Source organism: Pseudomonas sp. NPDC090203 (genome assembly GCF_044746765.1).
Classification (GTDB): domain Bacteria; phylum Pseudomonadota; class Gammaproteobacteria; order Pseudomonadales; family Pseudomonadaceae; genus Aquipseudomonas; species Aquipseudomonas putida_AD.
On the sequence record NZ_JBIVCV010000001.1, the window covers coordinates 132,222 to 151,061 of the forward strand.

Genomic DNA, 18,840 nt, shown 5'->3' on the forward strand with positions numbered 1-18,840 from the left:
CAGCGGCAGTGCACCACCATTCATCCAATTTTCATTTGACTGAACAACTTTGTTACTGGATATTAATAGTTAGCAAGCTAATAATACAGCGACTAATCATTCACACCCTAACCAAAAGCTTTTCTCAATCGATCAACCAGTGGCACCTTCGATGACTCTAGACTCACTGCAAATGCACATCACCGGCGGCGTGGTCGCGGCTTCCCGTCAATGGCGCCGGGTGTGTCAGACCACGCTGATGAACAGCGGCGTGTCGGAGGCCTGTGCAGGGCCCCTGCTGATGATCGCGCGCCTGGGTGAAGGTGTGCGCCAGGTCACCGTGGCCCAGGCGTGCGGGCTGGAGAGCCCTTCGCTGGTGCGCCTGCTGGATCAACTGGGCAAGGCTAACCTGGTGCAGCGCACCGAAGATCCCACCGACCGCCGCGCCAAGGCCCTGAGCCTGACCGCCGAAGGTCGCGCCCTGGCCAACTCCATCGAGGCCGAGCTGATTCGCCTGCGCCGCGAAGTCTTCGCCGACATCGACCCTGCCGATCTTGAAGCCACCCAACGGGTGTTCAAGGCCATCGCCCGGGCCACGTCGATCACCCCGGAGTCGTCCTCTTGAGCGCGCTGTTCAAAGGCTTCTTCCAGGGCGTACCGCCATCCCGGGACTGGTTCTACGGGGTGCGCACCTTCGCCGCCTCCATGCTGGCCCTGTACCTGGCGCTGATCTTCGAACTGCCCCGCCCCTACTGGGCGATGGCCACGGTCTACATCGTCTCCAGCCCCTTCGTCGCGCCCACCAGTTCCAAAGCCCTGTACCGCGCCGCCGGCACGCTGCTGGGGGCTGCCGCGTCGGTGCTGGTGGTGCCGATGTTCGTGCAGACGCCCTTTCTGCTGGCGGTGGTGATTGCCCTGTGGACCGGCACCCTGCTCTTCCTGTCCCTGCACCTGCGCACCGCCAACAGCTACGCGCTGATGCTGGCTGGCTACACCATGCCGCTGATTTCCTTCCCGGTGGTGGACAACCCGCAAGCCGTGTTCGACATCGCCGTATCGCGTACCGAAGAGATCTTTCTCGGCATCGTCTGCGCCGCCGTGGTCGGGGCGATGTTCTGGCCGCGGCGCCTGGCCCCGGTGCTGGTCGACTCGATGAGCAAATGGTTCAAGGACGCCTCGACCTACAGCGACCTGTTCCTGGGCCGCAACGCGACCCCCGAGGCCGTCGGCGGGCTGCGTACCTCAATGGTCGGCACCTTCAACACCCTTGAGCTGATGATCGGCCAGTTGCCTCACGAAGGCGCGCACCCGCAGACCATGCGCAACATCCGTGAACTGCGCGGGCGCATGATTCATCTGCTGCCGGTGATCGACGCGCTGGACGATGCCCTGTGGGCGCTTGAACGCCGCACGCCAGAGCTGGTGGCCGATGTGGCGCCGCTGGTCATCGAGTGCCGCGACTGGCTGGAGAAAACCGCTTCCAGCGCCCCCGAGAAATACTGGCAGGCCCTGCACGACGAGCTCGACCGCTTGCAACCGACCGCCGCCCAGGTCGATGACCGCCGCCAGTTGCTGCTGTCCACCGTGCTCTATCGCCTGCGCGAATTCATCGACCTGTGGCAGGACTGCCGCACCCTGCAATGCGCCATCGAAACCGACGACCATTCTCCCTGGCGCGCCGTGTACCGCCACTGGCGTCTGGGCCGGCTGTCGCCGTTCCTGGACAAGGGCATGATGCTGTATTCGGTGGCCACTTCGGTCAGCGCGATCATCGTTGCTTCCGTGCTGTGGATTCTCCTTGGCTGGCAGGACGGCGCCAGTGCCGTGGCTCTTGCGGCCGTGTCCTGCAGCTTCTTCGCGGCGATGGACGATCCGGCGCCGCAGATCTACCGGTTCTTCTTCTGGACCCTGATGTCGGTGATCTTCGCAAGTCTCTACCTGTTCGTGGTGCTGCCCAACCTGCACGATTTCCCGATGCTGGTGCTGGCCTTCGCCGTGCCGTTCATCGTGGTCGGCACCCTGACCGTGCAGCCGAAGTTCTACCTGGGCACGCTGCTGACCATCGTCAACACCTCGTCGTTCATCAGCATCCAGAGCGCCTACGACGCGGACTTCCTTAACTTCCTCAACTCCAACCTGGCAGGCCCTGCGGGTCTGGCGTTTGCGTTTGTCTGGACCCTCATCGTGCGGCCCTTCGGCACCGAAGTGGCCGCCAAGCGCCTGACCCGCTCGGCCTGGCGCGACATCGTCACCCTGTGCGAAGACGCAACCCTGGCCGAACACCGGCGCATGGGCGTGCGCATGCTTGACCGGCTGATGCAGCATCTGCCGCGCCTGACCATTACCGCCCAGGACACCAGCATCGCCGTGCGCGAGGTGCGCGTGGCGCTGAACATGCTTGACCTGCTGGCCTACCTGCCGCGGGTGCAAGCGGTGCCGCATCAACTGCTGCGCCAGGTCATCGATGAAGTCGGCAGCTACTTCCGCGCCTGCCTCAAGGCCCACGAGCGCCTGCCTGCGCCCAAGGGCCTGTTGATGACCATGGACCGCGCGCGCCGCTCGCTGACCTTCGACTGGATGGGCGACGACCAGTCGCGCCTGCACCTGCTGCACGCCCTGAGCGGCCTGCGCCTGGCGTTATTGCCGGGAGTGGAGATCGTCGACGTGCTCGCCGAGCAAGAAGAACAACCGCCGTATGGCATCGATGGAGCGCCACTGTGATTGGTGATCTGGATATCAGCGGGATTTTCCTGCCGACCTTTCTGGTGCTGATGGGCATCGCCTATGTGATTTTCCTGGTGGTCCACGCCGTGCTGTCGCGTGTCCACTTCTACCGCCTGGTCTGGCACCGGGCTTTGTTCAACGTCGGTCTGTACGCCCTGCTGCTCGGCGTTGTGGATACCCTCAGTCGCTACCTGATGAGCTGAAATGAAAAAACCTCTACTGACTCTGGGCCGTGTGGTCCTGACACTGCTGGTCGTCATCCTCGCCGCCATCGTCGTCTGGCGCATGGTGATGTATTACATGTACGCGCCCTGGACCCGCGACGGCCATATCCGTGCCGACGTGATCCAGATCGCCCCGGACGTGTCCGGGCTGATCGAGAAAGTCTCGGTCACCGACAACCAGGCCATCACCAAGGGCCAGGTGCTGTTCACCATCGACCAGGACCGCTTCCGTCTGGCCCTGCGCCAGGCCCAGGCGACCGTGGCCGAGCGCAAGGAGACCTGGGAACAGGCCCAGCGCGAGAACAAGCGTAACCGTGGCCTGGGCAACCTGGTGGCCCGCGAGCAACTGGAAGAGAGCCAGTCCAAGGAAGCCCGCGCGCTGTCGGCGTTGAACGAGGCCCAGGTGGCGGTGGATGCCGCGCAATTGAACCTGGATCGCTCGGTGATCCGCAGCCCCGTGGACGGCTACCTCAACGACCGTGCGCCACGGGACCGCGAGTTCGTCAGTGCCGGGCGGCCGGTGCTGTCGGTGGTCGACAGCGCCTCGTACCACATCGACGGCTACTTCGAAGAAACCAAGCTGGACGGCATCCACATCGGCTCGGCCGTGGACATCCGCGTGATTGGCGACAACGCCCGCCTGCGCGGCCACGTGGTGAGCATCGTCGCCGGTATCGAAGACCGCGACCGCAGCAGCGGCTCGAACCTGCTGCCCAACGTCAACCCGGCGTTCAGCTGGGTGCGCCTGGCCCAGCGGATTCCGGTGCGCATCGCCTTTGACGAAGTGCCGCAGGATTTCCGCATGATTGCCGGGCGTACCGCCACGGTGTCGATCATCGACGAGGCCAAGGCCAACGACAAAGGAGCCGCGCAATGAAACACAGCGCGCGCCTGCTGACCGTCGGTTTAGGCATGCTCCTGTCGGCGTGCACTGTGGTTGGCCCTGATTACAAGCTGCCCAAGGACGCCGCCGTGAACCGTGCGGACTTGCAGGGCGAGATCGCAGGATCCTCGTCGAACGTGGTGTCGGCCCCGGTGCCAGCGGACTGGTGGCGGCTGTATCACGATCCGAAACTCGACGAACTGGTGCGTCAGGCGCTGGTGTCCAGCACCGACCTGCGCGTCGCGGCGGCCAACCTGCAGCGCGCCCGTTACCAGACCGACGAAGCCGATGCCGCCGGTGGTTTTACCAACACCGCCAAGGCCGGGGTGCAGCGCCTGCAGGAAGCCGGGCAGGCGTTTCTGTTGCCGGAGAAAGTACCGGTCGCCAACGTCGCCGACGTCGGCCTGACCACTTCTTACCAGTTCGACCTGTTCGGCGTGCTGCAGCGGGGTATCGAGGCGGCCCAGGCCAACACCGATGCGGCCCAGGCGGCGGCGGACACGGCGCGAATCACTCTGGTGGCCGATGTGGTGCGTTCCTACACGCAAATCTGCGCGGCCAACGAAGAACGCAACATCGCCCTGCACTCGCTGGACCTGCAAAAACAGAGCGTCGACCTGACCCAGCGCCTGCGCGATGCCGGGCGTGGCGACGAAACGCAGGTGACCCGCACGCAGACCCAGTTCAAATCCCTGCGCGCCGAACTGCCTCGCTATGACGCGGCGCAAAAGGCCGGGCTGTACCGCCTGTCGATGCTGCTGGCCAAGCCGCTGGAGCAACTGCCCAAGGGCGTGGCCGACTGCGCCGAGCTGCCGCATATCGCCCAGGTGATGCCTGTGGGCGACGGCGCCGCGCTGCTCAAACGCCGCCCGGACGTGCGTCAGGCCGAGCGCCGCCTGGCAGTGTCCAGCGCCGCGATTGGCGTGGCCACCGGCGAGCTGTATCCGGACATCAGCATCGGCGCGACCGTCGGCACCGTCGGCATCCTCAAGGAACTGGGCGAGCCCTCGACCAACCGCTGGGGCTTTGGCGGCGTGATCAACTGGACCATCCCGTCGAACGGCGCCCGCGCCCGCATCCACATGGCCGAAGCCTCGAACCAGGCGGCCCTGGCGCACTTCGACGGCGTGGTGCTCAACGCGATCCGCGAAGCCCAGACCAGCCTGTCGCAATACACCGCCCTGCTCGAACGCCGCGACGCCCTGGCCGATGCCGAACAGTCCGCCAAACAAGCCGCCGACCAGACCCACCGCTTCTTTGTGGCCGGCCGCGAATCCTTCCTGGCCGACCTGCAGGCCACCCGCACCTACACCGACGTCACCGCCCAGCTGTCAGCGGCCAACACCCAGGTAGCGATGGGACAGATCGACCTGTTCCTGGCTCTGGGCGGGGGTTGGGAAGGCAGCCACCGGTAGCGGCATGGCTTGCTTGCAACGGCGCCCTCAAAATCGCCGACGCCGGCAAGCCGGACTGCTACGGATGTCGTCACCTCAACCCCGTAGGAGCGCGCTTGCCCGCGACGGCGCCCTCAAGATCGCCGACGCCGGCAAGCCGGGCTGCTACGGATGTCGTCACCTCAACCTTGTAGGAGCGCGCTTGCCCGCGATGGCGTCCCTGAAGATCGCCAACGCCGGCAAGCCGCACTGCTACGGGTGTGGTCACCTCAACCCCGTAGGAGCGCGCTTGCCCGCGATGGCGTCCCCAAGATCGCTGACGCCGGCAAGCCGGACTGCTACGAGGCGGTGTACAACCAAGGCTTTTGATCTTGGTGCGCGATGGCACAGGCGCCGCCGAACGCGACGTTAAGGCGCCAGGCCGAGCGCAGGTGTCGTGGAGGGGGATGAGCGGCAGGGATGCCGCGAAAGCCGTGCGGGCCATGGATGGCCCATCATGGCGTGCCCCCGGAACGGCGCCGGAGTCGAGGGAAGTCCGAAGGACCCCAGCCTGTCGCAGGGCTTTTTTGGTTACTTTTTCAGCTCTTGGAAAAAGTGACCCGCCGTAAGGGCGGAAAGCGCAATCAGCACCACCCAAAGAAACGGATATACACCCTACCCTAGCGTCATTCCAAGACGCGGAGCGTCACTAAAGCCGTTACCACGCGGAGCGTGGGAACGATCATGTGCCGTGCCGCGCACATGCAATTGAACCCTCGCCCGCCTACACTGCCTCATCTCTCTATACCCACCCGGCAGGAGGCACCCCATGCGTACGTTGCAACTGGCAGACAAAACCGTCCCCGTCATCGGCCAGGGCACCTGGCACATGGGCGAAGATCGCGCCCAGCGACAGGCCGAAGTAGCCGCCCTGCAACACGGCATCGAACAGGGCCTGACCCTGATCGACACCGCCGAAATGTACGGCGAAGGCGGTGCCGAAGAAGTGGTCGGGCAGGCCATCGCCGGCAGGCGCGATCAGGTCACCCTGGTGAGCAAGGTCTACCCCCACAACGCCAGCAGCAAAGGCGTGATCGCCGCTTGCGAACGCAGCCTGCAGCGCATGAAAACCGACCACATCGACCTCTACCTGCTGCACTGGCCAGGTTCCTACCCACTGGAAGAAACCGTCGAAGCCTTCGAAGGCCTGCGCGTGGCGGGCAAGATCGGTCGTTGGGGCGTATCGAACTTCGACGTCTCGGACCTGCTGGAACTCGACACCATCGCCTCGGGCACGCCCTGCGCCACCAACCAGGTGCTGTACAACCCCGCCGAACGCGGCATCGAATACGACCTCATTCCCTGGATGCAAAACGCCCTGATGCCACTCATGGCCTACTGCCCCATCGGCCAGGCGGGTGACCTGCTGATGAACCCGGCGCTGATCCAGATCGCCGAGCAGCACAACGCCACTCCCGCGCAGATCAGCCTGGCCTGGGTAATCCGTCAGGAAGGTGTGATCGCCATCCCCAAGGCGGTGGATCCCCTGCACATCCAGCTCAACGCCGATGCTGCAAGGATCGAACTGAGCATCGAGGACGAGCTGCTGATAAACACTTCGTGGCCGGCACCGATTCGTAAAAAGCGCCTGGCGATGGTGTAAGACGTCGCCGGTAAATGAAATCGTAACCTTGCGATACAAACCGTCACAAAACTGTCAAAATCGCTTGCGATGATGCCGCTTTCAGCCCCGTGCCCCAGCGGCACGCATCGCCTGCGAGCCCTCATGAATCAAAGCATTGCCCGGCATCAGGACTCTGACATCTTCGGTCTGCTGTATGGATTCCGTTTCCGTATCGATGAGCCGGGGCGCGAGATTGATTCGGCCACTGCGCTGGAATTCCTGCGCAACCCCGCCGAGCCCGGTGAATTCATCTGGCTGCACCTGAACCTGGCCCACGCCAGTTGCGAGCGCTGGCTCAAGACGAATCTGGATTTACCCGACGAATTTCTCGAAGCGCTGCATGAAGGCTCGCGCTCGACCCGCATCGAGCACGTCGACTCGGCGCTGCTGGCGGTGGTCAACGACGTGGTGTTCGACTTCAACCGGGTCTCGACCGACATCGCCACGATGTGGGTCTGCGTACGCGGCAACCTGATGATTTCCGCTCGCCATCAGCCGCTGCGCTCGGTGGACAAGCTGCGCTCCTCGGTCAAGCGCGGCGAGACCTTCCGCTCGCCGCTGGAACTGCTGGCGCACCTGCTGCGCGACCAGAGCGAAGTGCTGGCGCAGTTCATGCGCAAGACCAGCATCAGCGTCGACAAGATCGAAGACCAGCTCCTGTCCCAGCGCCTGAGCAACAACCGCACCGAACTTGGCACCATGCGCCGGGTGCTGGTGCGCCTGCAACGCCTGCTGGCGCTGGAGCCTGGCTCACTGATGCGCCTGCTGCACCGACCGCCGCAATGGCTCCTGGAAGAGGACTTGCAGGAGCTGCGCCAGTCAACCGAAGAGTCGGCGCTGGTGATCAGCGACCTCACCGCCCTGGGCGAGCGGATCAAGCTGTTGCAGGAGGAAATCGCCGCCAACCTCAACGAACAGAGCAGCCGCACGCTGTTCACCCTGACCGTGGTCACGGTGCTGGCCCTGCCGATCAACATCGTGGCGGGTTTCTTCGGCATGAACGTCGGCGGCATTCCGCTGGCCACCGATCCCCATGGCTTCTGGGTGCTGGTGGCACTGGTGGCGTCGTTCACCTTCATCGCCGGGCGCTGGGCATTTCGCAAGAGTCGGGATTATTGACCTGGCGACAAGCGCCCACTCACATTGAGTCTTCCTGAAAGAAAAATGGCCCTTTGACGCCATTTTTTTGAAGCCCGTTAATCGCTTACAGCCAATAAATACGCGGTCTTGCTGACCTGCGTCGTATCTCTGTCACATTTTGTAATGAAGATATTCACCATCCCATCTCAACAGGATTGTGAATCATGGCGACCCCCTCTATGGCTCAAGGCTCACCGAGCCTTAGCTCCCAATTCGGCCGCAAGCCCGGCATCCTGACGATGGTGATCTTCTTCGCCGTCCTCGGCCTGGGCCTGCTCTACACGGCCTACAGCCTGAAATCGGACATGGATGAGCTGGGCACGGTCGTCACCACCTGGGTGCCGTTCCTGCTGCTGGGCGTCGCGCTGCTGATCGCCCTGGGCTTCGAGTTCGTCAACGGCTTCCATGACACCGCCAACGCGGTGGCAACGGTCATCTACACCCACTCCCTGCCGCCGAACTTCGCGGTGGTCTGGTCCGGTGCGTTCAACTTCCTGGGCGTGCTGTTTTCCAGCGGCGCCGTGGCGTTCGGCATCATTGCGCTGTTGCCGGTGGAACTGATCCTGCAGGTCGGCTCGTCGGCCGGCTACGCGATGATCTTCGCCCTGTTGATCGCCGCCATCCTGTGGAACCTGGGCACCTGGTGGCTGGGCCTGCCAGCATCGTCGTCGCACACCCTGATCGGTTCGATCATCGGCGTGGGCGTGGCCAACGCGCTGATGCACGGCCGTGACGGCACCAGCGGCGTGGACTGGACCCAGGCGACCAAGATCGGCTACTCGCTGCTGCTCTCGCCACTGGTGGGCTTCACCTGCGCCGCGCTGCTGCTTCTGGCCCTGCGCGCCTTCGTGAAGAATCGCGCGCTGTACAAGGCGCCGGAAGGCAACACCCCGCCGCCGCTGTGGATTCGCGGCCTGCTGATCGTGACCTGCACCGGCGTGTCCTTCGCCCACGGCTCCAACGACGGCCAGAAAGGCATGGGCCTGATCATGCTGATCCTGGTCGGCACCCTGCCGATGGCCTACGCGCTGAACCGCACCATGCCGGCCGACCAGTCGGTGCAGTTCGCCGCCGTGGCGCAAGTGACCCAGCAGGCGCTGACCAAGGCTGCGCCGTTGCCAGCCCCGGCCGACTCGCGCAAGACGCTGTCCGAGTACATCCGCGACAAACAGGCCACTCCCGAGCTGGTGCCGGCGCTGGCGGTGATGGCCGGCAAGATCGGCGACCAGGTCGCAAGCTACGGCTCGCTGGCCAAAGTGCCTGCCGAGGCCACGGCCAACGTGCGTAACGACATGTACCTGACGTCCGAAGCCATTCGCATCATGGACAAGAACAAGGTCGGCAACTTCGACGCCGACACCCAGGGCAAGGTGCAGCTGTTCAAGCAGCAGATCGACAGCGCCACCCGCTTCATCCCGCTGTGGGTCAAGATCGCGGTCGCCATCGCGCTGGGCCTGGGCACCATGGTCGGCTGGAAGCGCATCGTAGTCACCGTCGGTGAGAAGATCGGCAAGACCCACATGACCTACGCCCAGGGCGCCTCTGCCGAAGTGGTCGCGATGCTGACCATCGGTGCGGCCGACATGTACGGCCTGCCGGTGTCGACGACTCACGTGTTGTCTTCGGGCGTGGCTGGCAGCATGACCGCCAACGGTTCAGGCCTGCAGATGCGCACCCTGCGCAACCTGGCCATGGCCTGGGTCCTGACCCTGCCTGCGGCGATCCTGCTGTCCGGCGGACTGTACTGGCTGTTCACCCAGATTTTCTGATTTGCAGAGCTTCCGTGCTCTCCTTCACAGGCGCTCAGGCGCCTGTTTTTTTGCCTGCTGCATCGCTCCCGCCGGCAAGCCGTGCTGCTACGGGAACGGGGTGTCAGATCGACAACCCCTGAAAATGCGCCTGCAAAAACTCCACGCACACCCGCAGCTTCCCGGAACTGGCCAGCCGCGTCGGGTACACCGCCCAGACGTTGGCGGTTTCGGTGTATTCGGGAAGTACCTGCACCAGCCTGCCCTGCTCCAGAAAGGGCTTCACATCCCACAGCGAACGGTGCAGCACCCCGCGCCCGTCCAGCGCCCATTGCAGGACGATCTCGCCGCTGTTGGATGACAGCGGCCCGCTGACCCGCACCGTCTCCGGCACCCCGTCGCGCTCCACATGCCAGATGCCAAAGGCGTTGTCGCGTTCCTTGATGACCAGGCAATCGTGCTGTTCGAGATCGGCCAGTTGCGTGGGTGTGCCACGTCGGGCCAGGTAGTCGGGGGCTGCGCAAAGCACGCGGTGGTTGCTCGCCAACTGCCGGCCGATGTGCTGGCCGGGGATGTCGTCGCCGACGCGGATTTCCAGGTCGAAGCCTTCGCTGACGATGTCCACCACGCGGTCGAACAGGTCCAGGCGCACCTCCAGGTCCGGGTAGGCCCGGGCCAGTTTCGAGATCGCCGGGGCGACGTGGTTGCGGCCAAAGCCCAGGGAGCTGCACAGGTGCAGTTTGCCCCGTGGCGCCTGATGGGCCTCGGACAATTCGTCATGCAGCAACTGGAAATCTTCAAGGATCCGCACCGCCCAGCGCTGCACCCGCTCGCCGTCTTCGGTGAGGGCGATCTTGCGGCTGGTGCGATGCAGCAGGCGCGTGGCCAGGGTCGTCTCCAGAATCTGGATGCGCTTGCTGACGTAGGCCGGTGACAGGCCGAGTTCTTCGGCGGCGGCGGCGAACCCGGACTTGCGAATCACGGTGAGGAATACCCGCAGGTCTTCGGGCAGGGGTGCTGCTTCTTTTTTTGTGGTCATGCGGGTTCTTTTTGTCAGGATCTGAAAACAACCCCTGTAGGAGCGCGCTTGGTCTGGGCCGCAATCGGACGACGGCGTCGTGTCAGGCGAACAACGTCACAGGCCGATCGCAATCGCGGGCAAGCGCGCTCCTACAATCTGGATCGCGTCCAACAATACCACTCCTCGCGGGCCGTACGTTTCGAGATGTAACGCAAGGCATATCTCCAATAGTTCTAAAAATATGGAATTCAGTTCTTTTACGGAATAAATCGCAGCCTCTATAAATAGCCCCACTTATTCCAAAAGCCACTGATTCTGCTCGAAGGACTTCTCATGGATGTTTTCTGGTTTCTACCGACCCACGGCGATGGCCACTACCTGGGCACCACCAAGGGCGCGCGCCCGGTTACGCTCAATTACCTGAAGCAAGTGGCGCAGGCCGCTGACGACCTGGGCTACCACGGTGTGCTGATTCCCACCGGCCGCTCCTGCGAAGACTCCTGGGTGATCGCCTCGGCCCTGGTGCCGCTGACCGAGCGCCTGCGGTATCTGGTGGCGATCCGTCCGGGCATCATCTCGCCGACCGTTTCCGCGCGCATGGCCGCGACCCTGGACCGGCTGTCCGGCGGGCGCTTGCTGATCAACGTGGTGACCGGTGGCGACCCTGACGAGAACCGTGGCGACGGCAGCTTCCTCGATCACAGCGAGCGTTATGAAGTCACCGACGAGTTCCTCAAGATCTGGCGCCGGGTGCTGCAAGGCGAGGCGGTGGATTTCGAAGGCAAGCATTTGAAGGTGCAGAACGCCAAGGCGCTGTACCCGCCGATCCAGAAGCCCTACCCGCCGCTGTATTTCGGCGGATCGTCCGAGGCGGCCCATGAACTGGCCGCCGAACAGGTGGACGTGTACCTGACCTGGGGCGAGCCGCCAGCGGCAGTGGCCGAGAAACTGGCCGACATCCGCGAGCGCGCCGCCCGCAATGGCCGCACCGTGAAGTTCGGTATCCGCCTGCACGTGATCGTGCGCCAGACCAGCGAGGAGGCATGGAAAGCCGCCAACACCCTGATCGAACACATCAGCGACGAAACCATCGCCGCTGCGCAGAAATCCTTCTCGCGCTTCGATTCCGAAGGCCAGCGCCGCATGGCCGCGCTGCATGACGGGCGTCGCGACAACCTGGAAATCGCACCGAACCTGTGGGCCGGCGTCGGCCTGGTTCGTGGCGGCGCGGGCACGGCGCTGGTGGGCAACCCCGAGGAAGTCGCCGCGCGGATCAAGGAATACGCGGACCTGGGCATCGAGAGCTTCATCTTCTCCGGCTACCCGCACCTGGAAGAGGCCTACCGCTTCGCCGAGCTGGTCTTCCCTCTGCTGCCAGAACCGTACCGCAGCCTGGCCGGACGCGGCATCACCAACCTGACCGGGCCCTTCGGCGAGATGATCGCCAACGACCTGCCGCCGCAGAAATAACGAGCATCAAGAAAGCCCCTCGCCTGTAGGAGCGCGCTTGCCCGCGACGGCGGTGTGTCAGTTGCACATGTAGGTGCAGACAGATCGCAGTCGCGGGCAAGCGCGCTCCTACAGTGCAGGCGTCTGCTGAAAAGGAATCAACATGCAGCTACTGACCCTACCGCCCTCCCCGGCCCTGGCCACCTCGATCCGCGCCACCGCGCAGGTGTTCGAAGACCCCAAGTCGCGGGCGCTGCTGGCCCATGTGCAACAGGTCGCGCCCAGTGACGCCAGCGTGCTGATCATCGGCGAGACCGGCACCGGCAAGGAGCTGGTGGCGCGTCACATTCACAACCTCTCGGCCCGCCGCCACCAGCCGTTCGTGGCCGTGAACTGCGGCGCGTTTTCCGAATCACTGGTTGAAGCCGAGTTGTTCGGCCATGAGAAAGGCGCCTTCACCGGCGCCCTCACCGCCAAGGCCGGCTGGTTCGAGGAAGCCAACGGCGGCACCCTGTTCCTGGATGAAATCGGTGATCTGCCGATGGCGATTCAGGTCAAGTTGCTGCGCGTGTTGCAGGAGCGCGAAGTGGTGCGCCTGGGCTCGCGCAAGAGCACGCCGATCAACGTCCGTGTGCTGGCGGCCACCAACGTGCAACTGGAACAGGCGATCAACGCCGGGCATTTTCGCGAAGACCTGTTCTATCGCCTGAACGTGGTAAACCTGGTGTTGAGCACACTGCGCGAACGCCCCGGCGACATCATGCCGCTGACCCGCCACTTCATCGAGGTCTACAGCCAGCGCCTTGGCTGCGGGCCGATCCAGATCAGCGACGACGCCGAGCACAAGCTGCGCACCTACGGCTGGCCGGGCAATATTCGCGAGCTGGAAAACGTCATTCATCACACGCTGCTGATCTGCCGCAACGGCGTGATCCAGCCCAGCGACCTGCGATTGTCCAACCTGCGCCTGGAGCGTCAGGAAGAATCCGCGGTCGCCATCGACGACTCCACCGAAGCCTTGCTCAGCCGAGCGTTCCAGAAGTTGTTCGAGGAGCAGGCAGGCGCGCTGCATGAAAAGGTCGAAGACAGCCTGCTGCGGGCGGCCTATCGGTTTAGCCACTACAACCAGGTGCATACCGCGCAGTTGCTGGGCCTGAGCCGAAACGTGATTCGTGCGCGCCTGATCAGGATCGGTGAGCTGGCGGTGAACAAACGTCGCCCCGGCGAGCAGTTGCAGGGTGACCGAATGGTGCAATTGTCCGTGTGATCGATGCCGCCACAGGCCGCCTGTTCAGCGCGGCCCGACAATCTCCCCCACCTGTTCGTAGGCATTGAATGCCATCGCCGTGGTCCGGTAGGCACGAATCAGGTTCCACAGGTCGCCCTCTCCTTTCTCTGCGTTGGCAAAGGCCTTTTCACAGTCGGACCTGGATTGCCACAGCACATGGCTGAGGACCCGGCGCTGGTCTTCGCTGACGTGCACGCTGGCGCGGATGAAGCCTGGATAGGTGCGGGTGAAGCGCTCGAAATGCTCATTCAAGGCATTGACCAGCCCGGTCTGGTGCGGCGGATTGACGGTGAACTCGATGAACTGGCTGAACGGAAGGTTTGAGTCTTGTGACGTCATGAACGCTCTCCACTGATGACAGGTGTTACTGAGAACAATGCTCCACAGCCGGGTGTTGCGAACTACGTTTCTTGCGCCGGGCCTCGACGCAAACAGGCCGGTTGCGATTCAACGCTGCGAAGGGTAAAACCTCCACTTAACTAGAGGTCAAGAAGCATTTGGTATAAATATGCGCGCCAGCGATTCCATTCACCTTCCCCGCGAACTCACCGTCGGCCAGTTGGCTGCCCGCAGCGGCGTGGCCATTACCGCGCTGCGGTTCTATGAATCCAAGGGCCTGATCAGCAGCCAGCGCAATGCCGGCAACCAGCGCCGTTACGCACGGGACGTGCTGCGGCGTGTGGCGTTGATCAAGACCGCCCAGCGCCTGGGCATTCCGCTGGCCAGCATTCAGGTGGCGTTCCAGAACCTGCCCCAGGACCATCCGCCCACGCTGCAGGACTGGAACACCCTGTCGAACTGCTGGAAAGCCGATCTGAACGAGCGCATCAATCGCCTCACCGCCCTGCGCGACCAGCTCAATGGCTGCATCGGCTGCGGCTGTCTGTCGATGGAAGCCTGCCCGCTGCGCAACCAGGGCGATAACCTGGGTGAGAGTGGCGTGGGCCCCGTGCTGCTGGATCAGGACTGAATGTGTTGCGGGCCCACCAGCGTGGCGGCCAGCACCCGGTCACCGTTCGAGAGCTGCATCTGTTGCATGGCCTGATTGAGCTGGTTGGTGGCCTGCAGCAGCGAGCTGTTCATGGCCATGATTTCCATCTGCAACTGCCGCATCTTGGCCTCGCGCACCTGCCTGGACAGTGAACGGTCGCTCATGAAGGCCTGCATGTCCTGCATGCGCCTGGCAATGCGTTCCTGGAGCGCGCGAATCATCTTCAACTGATCCTTGATCCGGTCCGGCAGGTTCGTGGCATCGATGTCGGCGTTCTTGTCGCCGCTCCTGGCCGCCTTCTGGGCTTCGGGCGACAGCAGCACTTCCACGCTCTGGCGCATCTGCTCGGCGGCACTGGGCAGCTCGGTGGTGTCATCGTTCGATGGCTGAGCCTTGGTCGCTGTCTGCGGCAACAGCACGGCCGCATCGGCCGGGTTCCTGAAATTCAGACTCAACATGGGTGAACGCCTCCATAGCTTTGAATCACCCACGATGTCCAGATGGATCGAGCGGGTCCTGCAAGGTTCTCGGCCCGTTCGGATAGTGCTTTAGGGTAAGGCGCAGGAATTGTGTCGGAGTCGACACAACTCCCCGGTCAGCCGAATTCCGCCAATCGAATCGCCAACGCCTTGGCCTGCAATGCCACATCGGTCACCGCCGTGCTCTCCCACCACAATCCACGCAACGGCGGGCCCATGGCGAACAGCCGGTCCGACACCTGCCCCTGGGCATCCAGCACCGCGCCACCGGCATCGGCGGCGATCCCCAGCGCCAGCGGCCCTGGCTGAACCAAACCCCGATCCAGCAGATTGCGCGGCAAGGCGCGGTCAACGCGGCGCCAGTCGTACTGGATACCCGTGGAGTTGATCAAGGCATCGCCGCTGATCTGGCTCGCCTGGTCCTCGCCACGACGGCGCACCTGAATACTTACCTTCCCCGCCTCGGCGCTGTCGACACCCAGCAAGAAGGCGGCATGAATGTTCAGCCGCCCCTCCTGCACCAGACGCTCAAGCAACCTCGCGCTGGGCGGTGGCGAGCGGTGGTGGTGGCTCTCCCACCAGGGCCGCACGTGGCGCACGAACTGGCGCCGCTGGACGTCGGTCGCCTGGCTCCACAAGCGGCCGATGTGCACGCGAACGGTGTCCAGCGGTGCCTGCCAGTCAATACCCTGGGCAATCGCCCGGGCACACTGTTCACGCAGTGCGCGAACCAGTTGCCGGGTGCTGCGAATGCTGTGATCGGCGCCAAGAAAATCCGGCCATGCCGGCGGTTGGCGACGAACATGGGGCAGCAGGCCATGGCGGGAGAACACATCGATGGGCCCACGATGCCCGGCCTGCTCCAGCGACACCACGGCATCGACCATGGTCAGGCCCGAACCGATGATCAACACGCGGCCCTGGGGGGCGAGGCGGGACATGGCTTGCACATCCCAAGGGTCTACGGCGGCTGCGTTGAGGGCGTTGGAATCCCGTTGCGGGGTGCGGGCGGCGGCGAACATGCCGGTGGCCAGCACCGCGAAGCGGCCGGTCAGTTCGGTGCCGTCGGCCAGGGTCAAGCGAACGCCCGAGGCGCTGTGCTCAAGGTCGCTGACTTCGCCACGCACGTGCTCGACGCTGGAACCATGCCGCGCCCCCAGCGCCTGGGCCTCTGCCAGACGTTGCTGCACATACAGCCCGAAAATTCCTCGGGGCGGGAACAACTCGGCCACCGGCACATGTTCATCGTCCGATTCCGGCCAGCCGCCTGCGGCAATGAAATCGGTGAGCCACTGGGTCAGGTCGTCGGCGTTGTCCGGGTCGACGCTCATGCGCGCCGCGTTGCCGTTCAGGGTGTGCCCAAGCTCGGTGGCGCTATAGGCCTCGCCCCGCCCCAGTTCGCTGCGCGATTCCACGATTGTGATGCGACGTTGCCCCGCGAGGCGCAGCAGCTGCACCGCGAGCATGGTGCCACTCAGGCCACCGCCGACGATGAGAATGTCTGCGTCCAGTCGACTGTTGTCTGCGGTCATTGTTGTTTCGCCTTTTTTCTTCGCCCGATGGGCCCGCACGCCCAAATTATGCAGAGCGCGCCGATGGATTCAAACAGGACGTTGGTAGGCCCGTTGCGGTACGAAGGATGCAAGGCACGGCCCGTGCCGGGATAGAGCGGCTCTGGGTGGGTGAAATGTGGGCAAAGTGTTGATCCGCTGTTGCCGAATCAACACCTTGGCCCTTACGACACCACGTTTCTGACGAAGCGCAGCAGGGTGTCGCCGTCGTTGCGGTAGGCATGGGGCCGGTCGCTGGGGAACATGAAGAACTCACCGGTGGCGACCTCGTGGATCTTGTCCGACAAGGCGACGGTCAGGCGCCCCTCGATCACATAGACCTGTTCGCTCCAGCCCTCGGGATCAGACTGCGACCCGTAGGACTCCCCCGGCGCCAGGCTGAACTCCCATAATTCCACGCCCTGGCGCGCCGCCGCCCTGGCCAGCAGCACGGCCTTGCTGCCTGGCTGTGTGCCGGCCCACGCCACCTCGTTGATGCGGCTGGAGTCGCGCAGGTCCGGCGCCTGGATCAGATCGCTGAAGGCCACATCAAGGGCCTCGGCCACCCGGTCCAGCGTGGCCAGGCTGACATTCTTCTCCCCGGCCTCGATGGCCACCAGCATCCGCCGGCTGACGCCGGAGCGTTGCGCCAGCGCCGTCTGGCTCAACCCCGCCCCATGCCGCAAGCGCCGCACATTGAGGCTGACGTGTTGCAGCACCGAGGCCCTTGGCAGTGATTCTTTTTCCATCGAACAGATCCCCTTCGCATCCTGCGCACTATATTGCCCTTTGTGTGCAAGAGCACCCGCCTTGGCACTGGTGGTGCCCTTTGTGGGAGCGGGCTCGCCCGCGAAAGCGCAGGTACCGGCGCAAGATTTCTAGCGCCTGGTCCGGCCTCTTCGCGGGCAAGCCCGCTCCCACAGGGTCTGCGGCAACATCCCCCGGGATTCGTGGCGACCCCGGTACCGTAGCAGCACGGCTTGCCGGCGGGGCGGTCTTGAGGTCATAGGGGATCTGGGCTTACACCCTGGGCTTCATGTCCAGGCGCCGCAGGTGACACGTCACTTCTTCGCGGTCGTGGTAGAGCTGTTTGCAACCGATCGACACCTTGACGCCACGGGCCTTGAAGCCTTCTTCAATGCGGTCGAGCAAACGCCGCACTTCGGCGTAGCGCTGTTTCATCGGCAGCTTGAGGTTGACCACCGCCTCGCGACACAACCCCTCGCCCAGCCAGGTTTCGAGCAAGGCGGCGTTGCGCGCAGGTTTTTCGACGATGTCGCAGACCATCCAGTCCACGGTCTGGCGCGGCTTGTAGGTAAAACCGTCGGCCATCAGATGCTGCACCAGGCCGGTGTCCATCAGGCTTTCAGCCATCGGGCCGTTGTCGATGGCGGTCACCAGCATGCCGCGCCTGACCAGTTGATAGGTCCAGCCACCCGGCGCGGCACCCAGGTCAACGCCGGTCATGTCGCCGGACAGACGCTCGTCCCAATGCTCGCGAGGAATGAAGTGATGCCAGGCCTCCTCCAGTTTCAAGGTCGAGCGGCTGGGCGCTTCCCGGGGGAATTTCAGACGCGGGATGCCCATCGGCCACATTGCCGAGTTGCTGGCATCTGCGAGGCCGAGAAATACCTCGCGGCCACTCTTGAAGGTCAGCAGCAGGCGCGGCAGGCTCGGGTTGTCCACCAGTTTGCCGGCCTTCTCCAGCGCCTTGCGCAGCGGGGCCTCGAACTTGCGGCAGAAGGTCGAGAGCTCCTTGCCGTCGTTGGTGTCGACCACTTCCAGCCACAGGCTGCCGCAGACCGGGAAATCGGCCATGTGCTGCTGGATCACGCTGATGCGGTCCGTTTCCGGCAGGCTGACGAACACCCCGCGCGCCCACTGCCGCGGGAAGATCAGGTCCATGAAACGCACGCCGTTCATCAGCCGCTCGGCGCCATCGGGCTCGGTGCAGACGAATTCGGCGCAGGCCGTGCCAGGCTTGGCCTTGGCGTAGCCGGACACGTTCAGCCGGGCAGCGTGCTCGCTGATCTCGGAACAGACCTCGCCTTCGAAACCGGGGCGGCAATGCATGAAAAGGGTGTTCACCGGGTGTACTCCAGAAACGGGTGAGTCATCGCTGACCGAGATTTCATCTCGGTGACTCGAAAGCGGCGCATGATAACGGAATCAGGAACCACTGGCGCAGGCCAAAGGTCCAGTACTACTCAATGACCATTTAAAAGCCGCCATTCAGAGGGCTTGGACAGATCGTCTTACCGTTTGTGATAAGCCCGTCCGCAATCTTGCGGATCAGTGAAGGAGTTA

17 protein-coding genes are annotated in these 18,840 nt (G+C 63.9%); 11 read left to right on the plus strand and 6 right to left on the minus strand.

Features of this window, described 5'->3' with window-relative positions; translation table 11 throughout:
- The first annotated feature begins 151 nt into the window (after positions 1-151).
- From ACIPO9_RS00595 to ACIPO9_RS00630, 8 genes are all read left to right on the plus strand, one after another.
- Positions 152-604 carry a MarR family winged helix-turn-helix transcriptional regulator gene (locus ACIPO9_RS00595; RefSeq protein ID WP_274131972.1) on the plus strand — a complete coding sequence of 151 codons (453 nt, stop codon included), beginning with the start codon at positions 152-154 and terminating at the stop codon, positions 602-604.
- Positions 605-609: 5 nt separating this feature from the next.
- On the plus strand, positions 610-2,700 hold the full coding sequence (locus ACIPO9_RS00600; protein ID WP_400778774.1) for an FUSC family protein: 2,091 nt from the start codon (positions 610-612) through the stop codon (positions 2,698-2,700).
- Positions 2,697-2,906, plus strand: a complete 210-nt coding sequence (locus ACIPO9_RS00605; protein WP_274131970.1) for a DUF1656 domain-containing protein — start codon at positions 2,697-2,699, stop codon at positions 2,904-2,906. The genes ACIPO9_RS00600 and ACIPO9_RS00605 overlap by 4 nt, the downstream gene beginning before the upstream one ends.
- 1 nt (position 2,907) lies before the next feature.
- Positions 2,908-3,804, plus strand: coding sequence for an HlyD family secretion protein (locus ACIPO9_RS00610; protein ID WP_274131968.1), 897 nt, complete (start codon positions 2,908-2,910; stop codon positions 3,802-3,804).
- Positions 3,801-5,225 carry an efflux transporter outer membrane subunit gene (locus ACIPO9_RS00615; RefSeq protein ID WP_400603567.1) on the plus strand — a complete coding sequence of 475 codons (1,425 nt, stop codon included), beginning with the start codon at positions 3,801-3,803 and terminating at the stop codon, positions 5,223-5,225. The genes ACIPO9_RS00610 and ACIPO9_RS00615 overlap by 4 nt, the downstream gene beginning before the upstream one ends.
- A gap of 787 nt (positions 5,226-6,012) precedes the next feature.
- Positions 6,013-6,846: an aldo/keto reductase gene (locus tag ACIPO9_RS00620; RefSeq protein WP_400778185.1), complete on the plus strand. Its 834-nt coding sequence runs from the start codon at positions 6,013-6,015 to the stop codon at positions 6,844-6,846.
- 123 nt (positions 6,847-6,969) lie between these two features.
- Complete coding sequence (locus ACIPO9_RS00625) at positions 6,970-7,986, plus strand: transporter (protein ID WP_274131963.1); 1,017 nt, start codon at positions 6,970-6,972, stop codon at positions 7,984-7,986.
- Between the two features lie 185 nt (positions 7,987-8,171).
- Positions 8,172-9,776: an inorganic phosphate transporter gene (locus ACIPO9_RS00630; RefSeq protein WP_274131961.1), complete on the plus strand. Its 1,605-nt coding sequence runs from the start codon at positions 8,172-8,174 to the stop codon at positions 9,774-9,776.
- Between the two features lie 103 nt (positions 9,777-9,879).
- Here ACIPO9_RS00630 and ACIPO9_RS00635 read toward each other — a convergent pair whose 3' ends face one another.
- The gene (locus ACIPO9_RS00635; RefSeq protein WP_274131960.1) at positions 9,880-10,794 is read right to left on the minus strand and encodes a LysR substrate-binding domain-containing protein; all 915 of its coding nucleotides are present in this window, start codon (positions 10,792-10,794) and stop codon (positions 9,880-9,882) included.
- Positions 10,795-11,109: 315 nt separating this feature from the next.
- Between ACIPO9_RS00635 and ssuD the strand changes: the two genes are divergently transcribed.
- Entirely contained in the window at positions 11,110-12,246 is a 1,137-nt protein-coding gene (gene ssuD, locus ACIPO9_RS00640) for an FMNH2-dependent alkanesulfonate monooxygenase (RefSeq protein WP_274131959.1), read from the plus strand.
- Between the two features lie 142 nt (positions 12,247-12,388).
- Positions 12,389-13,492: a sigma-54 interaction domain-containing protein gene (locus ACIPO9_RS00645; protein WP_400778187.1), complete on the plus strand. Its 1,104-nt coding sequence runs from the start codon at positions 12,389-12,391 to the stop codon at positions 13,490-13,492.
- Positions 13,493-13,516: 24 nt separating this feature from the next.
- Here the strand turns inward: ACIPO9_RS00645 and ACIPO9_RS00650 are convergent, their stop codons facing one another.
- The gene (locus ACIPO9_RS00650; RefSeq protein WP_274131958.1) at positions 13,517-13,852 is read right to left on the minus strand and encodes an antibiotic biosynthesis monooxygenase; all 336 of its coding nucleotides are present in this window, start codon (positions 13,850-13,852) and stop codon (positions 13,517-13,519) included.
- A 169-nt stretch (positions 13,853-14,021) separates the two neighbouring features.
- On the opposite strand from ACIPO9_RS00650, the gene soxR reads away from it, so the two are divergent.
- Positions 14,022-14,483: a redox-sensitive transcriptional activator SoxR gene (gene soxR / locus ACIPO9_RS00655; RefSeq protein ID WP_274131957.1), complete on the plus strand. Its 462-nt coding sequence runs from the start codon at positions 14,022-14,024 to the stop codon at positions 14,481-14,483.
- Here the strand turns inward: soxR and ACIPO9_RS00660 are convergent.
- The 4 genes from ACIPO9_RS00660 to rlmM form a co-directional block, all read right to left on the minus strand.
- Positions 14,474-14,962, minus strand: a complete 489-nt coding sequence (locus ACIPO9_RS00660) for a hypothetical protein (RefSeq protein WP_400778189.1) — start codon at positions 14,960-14,962, stop codon at positions 14,474-14,476. The genes soxR and ACIPO9_RS00660 overlap by 10 nt on opposite strands.
- A gap of 137 nt (positions 14,963-15,099) precedes the next feature.
- Positions 15,100-16,515 carry an FAD/NAD(P)-binding protein gene (locus ACIPO9_RS00665; RefSeq protein WP_400778192.1) on the minus strand — a complete coding sequence of 472 codons (1,416 nt, stop codon included), beginning with the start codon at positions 16,513-16,515 and terminating at the stop codon, positions 15,100-15,102.
- A 203-nt stretch (positions 16,516-16,718) separates the two neighbouring features.
- Positions 16,719-17,282 carry a helix-turn-helix domain-containing protein gene (locus ACIPO9_RS00670; protein WP_400778194.1) on the minus strand — a complete coding sequence of 188 codons (564 nt, stop codon included), beginning with the start codon at positions 17,280-17,282 and terminating at the stop codon, positions 16,719-16,721.
- Between the two features lie 271 nt (positions 17,283-17,553).
- Positions 17,554-18,621, minus strand: coding sequence for a 23S rRNA (cytidine(2498)-2'-O)-methyltransferase RlmM (gene rlmM, locus ACIPO9_RS00675; protein WP_400603582.1), 1,068 nt, complete (start codon positions 18,619-18,621; stop codon positions 17,554-17,556).
- Positions 18,622-18,840 lie beyond the last annotated feature (219 nt).